Origin of the sequence: Bradyrhizobium sp. (genome assembly GCF_019244115.1) — a bacterium.
In the GTDB taxonomy this organism is placed as follows: Bacteria; Pseudomonadota; Alphaproteobacteria; order Rhizobiales; family Xanthobacteraceae; genus Bradyrhizobium.
Genome location: NZ_JAFATE010000356.1, coordinates 1 through 9,523 on the forward strand (window position 1 = coordinate 1; position 9,523 = coordinate 9,523).

Genomic DNA, 9,523 nt, shown 5'->3' on the forward strand with positions numbered 1-9,523 from the left:
TTCCGACAATTTTTGCCGACGCGGCAGAACCCGGCCGGGACAACCGATCGCGCTGTTATCGATGCCGGCATCGCAGCGGCGACAGCGGGAGGCAAATGACGCGAGATTCCCTGATCGAGATCGAACGGCTGCGCGTGCTGTTCCATGGCGATGACGGCCGCGTCACCCACGCGGTCGACAGCGTCGATCTCTCGGTGGCACACGGCGCGACGCTTGGTCTGGTCGGTGAATCCGGCTGCGGAAAAAGCGTGACTTCGCTGGCGATCATGGGCCTGCTCGGCAAGCAGAGCGCCGACGTCACGGGCGCGATCCGTTTTGACGGTATCGACCTGCTCAAATCTTCCGACGAGACTTTGCGCGACCTGCGCGGCAACCGGCTCGCCATGATCTTTCAGGAGCCGATGACCTCGCTCAATCCGAGCTTTACCATCGGCGACCAGATCGTCGAAACCATTTTGCGCCATCGCGGCGGATCGCGCCAAGCGGCCCGCGCGCGCGCGATCGCGCTGCTGCGCCGCGTGCACATCCCCTCACCCGAGAAGCGGATCGACGATTATCCGCACAAGCTGTCGGGCGGCATGCGCCAGCGCGTGATGATCGCGATGGCGCTCGCCTGCGACCCAAAACTCCTGATCGCGGACGAGCCGACCACCGCGCTCGACGTCACGCTGCAGGCGCAGATCCTCGATCTGATGCGCGAATTGAAGGCGGAGAGCCAGGCCGCCATCATCCTGATCACCCACGATCTCGGCGTGGTCGCCGAAGTCTGCGACGAGGTCGCGGTGATGTATGCCGGCGAGATCGTCGAGCGCGCCGGCGTCGGAAGATTGTTCGCCGCCCCGCAACACCCCTACACGGTCGGCCTGCTCGGCGCGATCCCGCGGCTCGACCGACGCGCCACGCATCTCGCCACCATCGACGGCATGGTGCCGAACATGACGCAGCCGCCGGCCGGCTGCCGGTTTGCCGCGCGCTGCCCGTTCGCGGAGCCCGCTTGCACGAAAGCACAGCCAGCGCTTCGCGAGCTTTCACCCGGTCACTGGTCGCGCTGTCTCCGCGCGCCGCTGGAAAGGCTGGTGGCGTGATGGCACTGCTCGAAGCGAAAGATCTGGTCAAGCATTTCCCCGCCGCGCGAAACCTGTTCGGGCGGCCGACCGCATTCGTGAGAGCGGTCGATGGCGTTAGCTTTGCAGTCGAGGCCGGCGAGACGCTGGCGATTGTCGGCGAGTCCGGCTGCGGCAAATCGACCGTGAGCCGGCTGGTGCTGCGGCTGATCGAACCGGATTCCGGCCAGATCAGGTTTGAGGGCAAGGACCTGCTCGCCTTCGGCAGCGACGCGCTGCGCGCCTTCCGCCGCCATGCGCAGATCATCTTCCAGGACCCATATGCGCCGCTCAATCCGCGCATGACGGTGGGCCAGATCCTGACCGAGCCCTTGGGCCTGCATGATCTGGTGCCGGCGCCGCGGCGGCGCCAGCGGGTCGAGGAACTTTTGCGGCTGGTCGGGCTCGAGCCGCGCTTTGCGCGCCGCTATCCGCACGAATTTTCCGGCGGCCAGCGCCAGCGCATTGCGATCGCGCGCGCGCTCGCGGTCGAGCCAAAACTGATCATCTGCGATGAGCCGGTTTCCGCGCTCGATGTGTCGATCCGTTCGCAGATTCTCAATCTGCTGCGCGACCTGCAGGACCGCCTGTCGCTGGCCTACATCTTCGTCTCGCACGACCTTGCCGTGGTCAAGCACATCGCGGGCCGCGTTGCGGTGATGAATCTCGGCCGCATCGTCGAGACCGCCGACACGCAAAGCCTGTTCGCGGCGCCGCGCCACCCTTATACGCGCGCGCTGCTGTCGGCGATTCCGGTGCCGAAACCTGCGGCCAGGCGCAGCCGCATCCTGCTGCAAGGGGAGATGCCGAGTGCGCTCCATCCGCCCACAGGCTGCAGCTTCCATCCCCGCTGCGCCTATGCCGCCAGCCGCTGCCGCGTCGAGGCGCCGCAGCTTCTGGCCGATGGAGCGGGCCACGCCACGGCCTGTCACCGCACGGCGGAGCTGCCCGACGCGGGCGGCGTCGTGCCCTTGGATGGGGCGCTGTCGCCGACATTGGAGAAGCTGGTCGCTGCCTTTGGCCGGACCGCGGAAGGAAGCGCGAAGTGCGGGGTTGGTACCGGTGATACCAGGCCGGCCAAGGGTTGAGAGGAGAGATTTTCCGATGAAGATGTTTCGTGCAATGGCGACTGCCGCGGCGCTCCTGCTCTCGTTCTGCGCGACGGCGGAGGCCCAGACGACCCTGCGGATCGGGCTCGCCGAGGATCCGGACATTCTGGACCCGTCCCTGGCGCGCACCTATGTCGGCCGCATCGTGTTTTCCGCCCTCTGTGACAAGCTGTTCGACATCGACGACAAGCTCAACATCGTGCCGCAGCTCGCGCTGTCCTACGACATTGCGGACGATGGCCAGGCGGTCACGATCAAGCTGCGGCCGAACGTCAAATTCCATGACGGCCAGCCGTTCGACGCGCAGGCCGCCAAATTCTCTCTCGAGCGGCACCTGAATTTTCCGGGATCGTTCCGCAAGCCGGAACTCGCCTCGGTCGATCGAGTCGAGGTGGCTGATCCCCTCACCATCAAGCTGGTGCTGAAAGCGCCGTTCTCGCCGCTGATCGCGCAGCTCACCGACCGCGCCGGCATGATGGTCTCGCCGAAGGCGGCCAAGGAGGCCGGCGACAAGTTCGGTCTGCATCCGGTCTGCGCCGGCCCCTACAAATTCGTCGAGCGCGTGCAGCAGGACCGCATCGTGTTCGAAAAGTTCGCCGACTACTGGAACAAGGACAACGTCTTCATCGATCGCATCGTCTATCTTCCGATCGTCGACCCCACGGTGCGGCTCGCCAATCTCAAATCCGGCGGGCTCGATCTGATCGAGCGCGTGCTCGCCACCGACATCAAGGATGTGCGCGCCGATCCGAAACTCAAACTCTCGACCGCGATCGAGCTCGGCTATCAGGGCATCACGCTCAACGTCGGCAAGGACAAGGCCAAGGGTCCGCTGAGCCAATCGGCAAAAGTGCGGCAGGCGCTGGATCTGGCGATCGACCGCGAGGCGCTGAACCAGGTCGTCTTCAACGGCGAGTTCATTCCCGGCAATCAATGGGTCAATCCGAAGCATCCGTATTACCAGAAGGCGCTTGCAGTTCGTGCGGGCGATATTGAAAAGGCGAAGGCGCTGTTGAAGGAAGCCGGCGTGGCGACGCCCATCGTCGTCGACTTCATGGTGCCGAAGGGCCCGGAATTCGAGGCCGCCGCGCAGGTCGTGCAGTCGATGGCGTCCGAGGCCGGCTTCGACCTGAAGATCAGGGTCACGGAACTTGCGACCTCGCTGAAGCAGGCGGAAGCCGGCGAGTACCAGGCCTTCTTCCTGCGCTGGAGCGGGCGTAGTGATCCCGACGGCAACTCATACATTTTCCTGCACAGCAACGCGCCGCAGAACTACAGCTTCTGGAGCAATGCCGAGGCCGACAAGGCGCTCGAGGATGCGCGGCTCGTGAGCGATCTGGCGCAGCGCAAGGCGATCTACGAGAAGCTGACCAAGATCGTCATGGAAGATGCGCCGATCCTCTACCTATTCCACTACAAGATCCTGATCGCGCACACCACGAAAGTGGAAGGGTACGCGCCGATGCCGGACGGGTTGGTGCGCGTGGTCGGACTGAAGCTGAAATAATGCTCAACTTTCTCGCGCGCAGATTGGTGCAGCTCATCCCGACACTGTTCTTCGTGTCGCTGCTGATCTTCTCGCTACAGCAGCTCCTGCCCGGCGATCCGGCGCTGGTCATGGCCGGCGAGGAGCGCGACCCCGCCGTGATCGCGCAGATCCGCAAGCAGTACCGGCTCGATCAGCCGATCCCGGTGCAATATGTCTATTGGGCCAAGGGCGTGCTGTCGGGCGATTTCGGCGAGTCGCTGCGCATCAAGATGCCGGTGCGCGAGCTGATCGGGCAGAAGCTGCCCGTCACCCTGCAGCTCGCAGCGATGGCGATCGTGATCGCATTCCTGATCGGTATCCCAGCCGGCATCATCTCGGCCGTGAAAAAAGGCACGGCATGGGACTATGGCGCCAATCTGTTCGCGCTGTGGGGCATCTCGACTCCAAACTTCTGGCTCGGCATCATGCTGATCTTTCTGTTTTCGATCGAGCTCGGCTGGCTGCCGGCCTCCGGCTATGTGCCGCTGTTCGAAGACTGGCGCGCCAGCCTCGCTGCGAGCATCATGCCCGCCTTCGTGCTCGGCAACGCGATCGCGGCAATCCTGATGCGCCATACCCGCAGCGCCATGTTGCAGGTCTTGGACAGCGACTATGTCCGCACCGCGCGCGCAAAAGGCCTGTCGGAGCGTTCGGTGATCCTGAAGCACGCGATGCGCAACGCGCTGACGCCGATCATCACGCTCGGGGCGCTCGAGCTCGGCACGCTGCTGTCGGGCGCGGTGCTGACCGAGCAGATTTTTTCGGTCCCCGGCTTTGGCAAGCTGATCGTCGATGCCGTGTTCAACCGCGACTATGCCGTGGTCCAGGGCGTCGTGCTGGTGACCGCGACGATCTACATCACGCTCAACCTGATCGCCGATGTCGCCTATATCCTCGTCAACCCTCGGCTCCGGGGCTAGCCCATGGCCGACACTGCCCTGACCGCCATTGCCGTTCGCGACCGGGCCGAAGAGCTGGAGAGCCCGTCGCGCCGCGCGCTGCGACGTCTCATCAAGCGCAAGGGCGCCGTGGCCGGCCTGATCGTGATCGCGATCTTCATCGCGCTCGCGCTGTTCGCACCAGTGATTGCGCCCTATGACCCCATTGCAACCAGCTGGACTTTGGTGCGCAAGCCGCCCTCCGCGCTGCACTGGTTCGGCACCGATGACCTCGGCCGTGACGTGCTGGCGCGCGTGATCTATGGCACCCGCGCTTCGCTGCTCGCGGGCGCGATCTCGGTCGGAATTGCGCTCGCCGTCGGCGTGCCGCTCGGCCTTGTGTCCGGTTATCGCGGCGGCTTCATCGATGCCCTGATCAGCCGCATGACCGACGCCATGCTGGCCTGCCCGTCCCTGATCCTCGCCATCGCCTTTGCCGCCTTCCTCGGACCGAGCCTCGGCAACGCCATGATCGCGATCGGCATCACGGCAACGCCGATCTTCGTGCGGCTGACGCGCGCGCAGACCATGAACGTAAAGGTCGAGGACTATGTCGAGGCGGCGCGCGCGATCGGTAATCCGCGCTGGCGCATCGCGCTGTTTCACATCCTGCCCAACATCCTGCCGGCGCTTCTGGTGCAGGCGACGCTGTCGATCGCGACCGCGATCATCGCCGAAGCCGCGCTGTCGTTCCTTGGACTCGGCCAGCAGCCGCCAGCGCCGTCCTGGGGCAGCATGCTCAATGCCGCGCAGCGGTTTTTGACCAACGCACCGTGGATGGCGATCTGGCCCGGGCTCGCGATCTTTCTGGTGGTGCTGTCGTTCAACCTGGTCGGCGACGGCCTGCGCGATGCGCTGGATCCCCGCGCGCGGTAGTCCCGCTCGTCATTGCGAGGCGCAAGGCGGCGAAACAACCTAGACTGCCTGCGCGGAAATAGTCCGGATTGCTTCGCTTCGCTCGCAATGACGGATCAGATCACCGTTTCGCGCAGCACGCGCCGGCAATCCATTTCGAATTCGAGATCGATGACGGGAGGCCTGGCGAAATGCCAGATCAGGCCCGAGCGCACCGCGCCGCGGCGCACGAGTTCGTCCGCCATGACGGCATGGAAGTCGTGCACGGTATAGGCCTGCACGGCGGTAACGTCTTTCCAGCCGACGCCGAAGGCCGACATCCGGCCTTCCATCTGGCTTACGGTAAAGCGCACCTTGTCCTTGATGCCATCCGGACTGAGATCGCGGTAGCGCACGGTGCGTTCGACGTAGCTGCCGGACCCCTCGCGCGCCTCCGCGCTGCCGGCAATCACGAAAGACCGCGCGGCATCCGCCCTCGGGCGCGTGAAGCAGAACGCGTAGAACGACGGCTCGACAGGCGGATCGATTTCGGGACAGACATTGCTGCGCGCCACCGGATTGGTGGTGCCGTCATAGATGCCCCACGCCGCCAGTGTCTTCACATAGTGCTCGTTGAAGGCGCGAAAGCCGGCTTCCGTGAAGGCGGCCGGTGAGCGCAGTTCGCAGGCGCAGAACGAGGTCAGCGGCCGGCCCGCGGCCTGGATGTAGTCCGCAGCCGCGGCAAACCCCTCCGCCAGCGGCAGCAAGGCATCGAAGCGCACGCGCTCGATCTCATAACCGGGATCGGCCGCGGCCCCGCTCGAATACTGGAACACGCCGGGAATGAAATTGTAATTGCCGGCGGCGAAAGCGCTGACCATGGAGATTGCTCCCATAGAGTTCGGTATCAACGACAACCTCCGTCATTGCGAGGAGCGTCAGCTCCGAGGCAATCCCGCATCCGCGGGGACACTTCTGGATTGCTTCGCGGAGCCTGTGATCGGGCCGCGCTTCGCGCGGACCCGTTGGCTCGCAATGACGAGGCCACAAACAAAAACGGCCGCTGCGCATCAGGCAGCGGCCGTGACCAGAAAGTCAAGTGGCGGTCAGGTCGGCTTGAGCTGCCGGCCGAGATCGTACGCCTCGATCTGCCTGGTCCGCTCGGATTCCGCGTTGGCGCGGTGATCGGTGGCGAGCGCGACATAGACGGCGGGCAGCACGAACAGCGTGAACAACGTGCCGATCGACATGCCGGCCACGACAACGAGGCCAATCGAGAAGCGGCTCGCGGCGCCCGCGCCGGTCGCAGTGAGCAGCGGCAACAGGCCGGTGACCATCGCCGCCGTCGTCATCAGGATGGGACGCAGCCGAACCCGCGCCGCCATCTCGATCGCCGAGCGGCGGTCGAGCCCTTCATTGAGCTGCAGCTGGTTGGCGAACTCGACCATCAGGATGCCGTGCTTCGAGATCAGCCCGACCAGGGTCAGCAAGCCGACCTGGGTGTAGATGTTCATGGTCGCGGCGCCGAAGAACAGCGGGATCAAGGCTCCGACGATCGCCATGGGAACGCTGACCATGATGACCAGCGGATCCCTGAGGCTCTCGAACTGCGCGGCCAGCACCAGGTAAATGATGATGATGGCGAAGCCGAGCGTGATCAGGAGCTGATTGCCCTCCTGCACATATTGCCGGGAGTCGGCAAGATAGTCGTGGCTGAAGCCGGCCGGCAGCTTCCTCGCCTCGCCCTCCAGGAAAGCAACCGCCTGCCCGACGGTGACGCCGGGCATCGGCACCGCCGAGAAGGTCGCCGAATTCAACTGATTATAGTGGGTCAAGGAGTTGGGATCGGTCGAGGTCTCGATCGACACCACGGTCGATAGCGGCAATTGCGCGCCGGTATTCGTGGTCACGTAGTAGCTGCCGAGCGACTCCGGCGATAACCGCATGCCGCGCGGCACCTGCGGGATCACCTGGTAAGAACGTCCCTCCAGGTTGAAACGGTTGATGTAATTGCCGCCCAGCAGCACCGCGAGCGCCTGCCCGAGGTTCTGCATGTTGATGCCGAGGTCCTGGGCCTTGGTACGATCGATATTGACCTTCACCGTCGGCTGATTGAAGGCGAGATCGCTGTCGGAGACGATGAACATCCCGCTCTTGCGCGCTGCGTCCTTCAATTTTTCCATCTGCTCGAAGACGGTCTGGAATCCGCTGGTCGAGTTGATCACCATCTGCACCGGCAGGCCGCCCGGCCCGCCCGGCAGCGCCGGCAGATTGAATGCGAAGGCCTGGACGCCCTCGATCTTGGAGATCTCGGCCTGCACCAGCGGCTTCAGCTTGATCGAGGAACGCGTCCGCTGGTCCCACGGCGTCAGCAGCATGCCGGCGATACCGCCCTGCGGCCCGTTGATGCCGTTGAGCACGAAGCGCAGATCGGTTTCGGGAAATTTCTGAAACGCCTTGTCGAGCTTGTCGCCGTAGAAATCGACGTAGTCGATGTTGGCGTATTTCGGCGCCTTGGTCACCGCGAACACGATGCCCTGGTCCTCCTCGGGCGCCAGTTCAGCCGGCGTATGCAGCCAGAGGAAGCCGACCAGACCGAGCATGGTCAGCGCAAACAAGTACGTGATCGGGCGATAATCCAGAGTGCGGTCGAGCCGCCGGCCGTACCAGCGCGTCATCGCGCCGAACACTTTGTTGACCAGACGGGAGAAGCGGCCCTCCTCGGCGCTCTTCAGGAACACCGAGCACATCATCGGCGACAGCGTCAGCGCGATCACACCCGACACGATCACCGACCCCGCCAGTGTAAAGGCGAACTCGCGGAACAGCGAGCCGGTGAGGCCGCCGAGGAAGCCGATCGGCGCATACACCGCCGCCAGGGTGATCGTCATCGATATCACCGGGCCGACGATCTCGCGCGCGCCCTCGAGCGAGGCCTGCACCGGCGACTTGCCCTCTTCGAGATGGCGGTGGATGTTCTCCACCACCACGATGGCGTCGTCGACCACGAGCCCGATCGCCAGCACCATTGCGAGCAGGGTCAGGAGGTTGAAGGAAAAGCCCATGATCAGCATCAACGAGCAGACGCCGATCAGCGAGAGCGGGATCGTGACCACGGGAATGACGACCGAGCGGAACGAGGCCAGGAACAGAAAGATCACCACGATCACGATCAGCACGGCCTCGCCGAGCGTCTTCTCCACCTCGTCGATCGAGGACTGGATGAATTTCGTCGAATCGTAGGCGACCTTCATCTTCATCGACGGCGGCAGGTTGCGCTCGAGTTCGGGGAACAGCGCGCGCACGCCCTTGACCAGGGTCAGCGGATTGCCTTGCGGGGTGGCCTGCACGCCGATGAAGATCGCGTGCTCGCCGTTGAAGGCGACGCTGGCGTCCGAACTCTGCGCCGCAAGCTCGACGGTGGCGATGTCCTCCATACGCACAAAACCGCCGTCCTTGGCCTTGACGATCATTCGCTTGAACTGGTTGACGTCGGTCAGGCCCGTATTGGTCTTGACGTTGGAGACGATGAAGTAGCCCTTCGACTGGCCGGCCGCTGACTGGAAATTGTTGGCAGCGATCGCGGCCGCGACGTCGCCTGGCGACACGCCGCGCCCGGCCATGCGCACGGGATCGAGCCACAGCCGCATCGCAAAGGTCTGGCCGCCGAGGATGTCGGCGGAGGCGACGCCATCGACCGTCGAGAGCACCGGCTGCACGACGCGGGTCAGATAGTCCGATATCGCCGAACCGGTGAGCTCCTCGCTCGAAAAGCCGAGATACATCACGGCCGTTGTCTGTCCGGTCGTCTTGGTGACGATCGGGTCATTGGCTTCCTTCGGGATCAGGTATTTGACCGAATTGACCTTGGCAAGCACCTCGGTGAGCGCCTGGTTCGGATCGAAATTGAGCTTGATGTAGACCTGGATCGTCGAGGTGCCCATCACCGAGGACGAGGTGATGTAGTCGACGCCTTCGGCCGAGGCGACAGCCTGCTCGATCGGCGTGGTG

The 9,523-nt window shown here is 64.3% G+C and carries 7 protein-coding genes and 1 pseudogene; 6 read left to right on the top strand and 2 right to left on the bottom strand.

Annotated features, from left to right (window positions below; all coding sequences use genetic code 11):
• The 6 genes and pseudogenes from JOZ76_RS15740 to JOZ76_RS15765 form a co-directional block, all read left to right on the top strand.
• Positions 1-99 (top strand): annotated as a pseudogene (locus JOZ76_RS15740) (DUF1028 domain-containing protein); the annotation flags it as partial.
• A complete protein-coding gene (locus JOZ76_RS15745) occupies positions 96-1,085 on the top strand; it encodes an ABC transporter ATP-binding protein (protein WP_291699536.1) in 990 nt (329 codons plus the stop codon). The pseudogene JOZ76_RS15740 and the gene JOZ76_RS15745, both read left to right, overlap by 4 nt.
• On the top strand, positions 1,085-2,191 hold the full coding sequence (locus tag JOZ76_RS15750) for an ABC transporter ATP-binding protein (RefSeq protein ID WP_291699537.1): 1,107 nt from the start codon (positions 1,085-1,087) through the stop codon (positions 2,189-2,191). Before JOZ76_RS15745 ends, JOZ76_RS15750 begins: the two co-directional genes overlap by 1 nt.
• 16 nt (positions 2,192-2,207) lie before the next feature.
• Positions 2,208-3,719 carry an ABC transporter substrate-binding protein gene (locus JOZ76_RS15755; RefSeq protein WP_291699538.1) on the top strand — a complete coding sequence of 504 codons (1,512 nt, stop codon included), beginning with the start codon at positions 2,208-2,210 and terminating at the stop codon, positions 3,717-3,719.
• The gene (locus JOZ76_RS15760; protein WP_291699539.1) at positions 3,719-4,660 is read left to right on the top strand and encodes an ABC transporter permease; all 942 of its coding nucleotides are present in this window, start codon (positions 3,719-3,721) and stop codon (positions 4,658-4,660) included. Before JOZ76_RS15755 ends, JOZ76_RS15760 begins: the two co-directional genes overlap by 1 nt.
• A gap of 3 nt (positions 4,661-4,663) precedes the next feature.
• A complete protein-coding gene (locus JOZ76_RS15765; protein ID WP_291699540.1) occupies positions 4,664-5,554 on the top strand; it encodes an ABC transporter permease in 891 nt (296 codons plus the stop codon).
• Between the two features lie 95 nt (positions 5,555-5,649).
• On the opposite strand, the gene cnbZ is transcribed toward JOZ76_RS15765, so the two are convergent.
• Positions 5,650-6,393 (bottom strand): 2-amino-5-chloromuconate deaminase CnbZ, encoded by a 744-nt coding sequence (gene cnbZ, locus JOZ76_RS15770; protein ID WP_291699541.1) that lies wholly within the window; start codon positions 6,391-6,393, stop codon positions 5,650-5,652.
• Between the two features lie 225 nt (positions 6,394-6,618).
• A partial coding sequence (locus JOZ76_RS15775; RefSeq protein WP_291699542.1) for an efflux RND transporter permease subunit occupies positions 6,619-9,523 on the bottom strand: 2,905 nt, incomplete at its 5' end.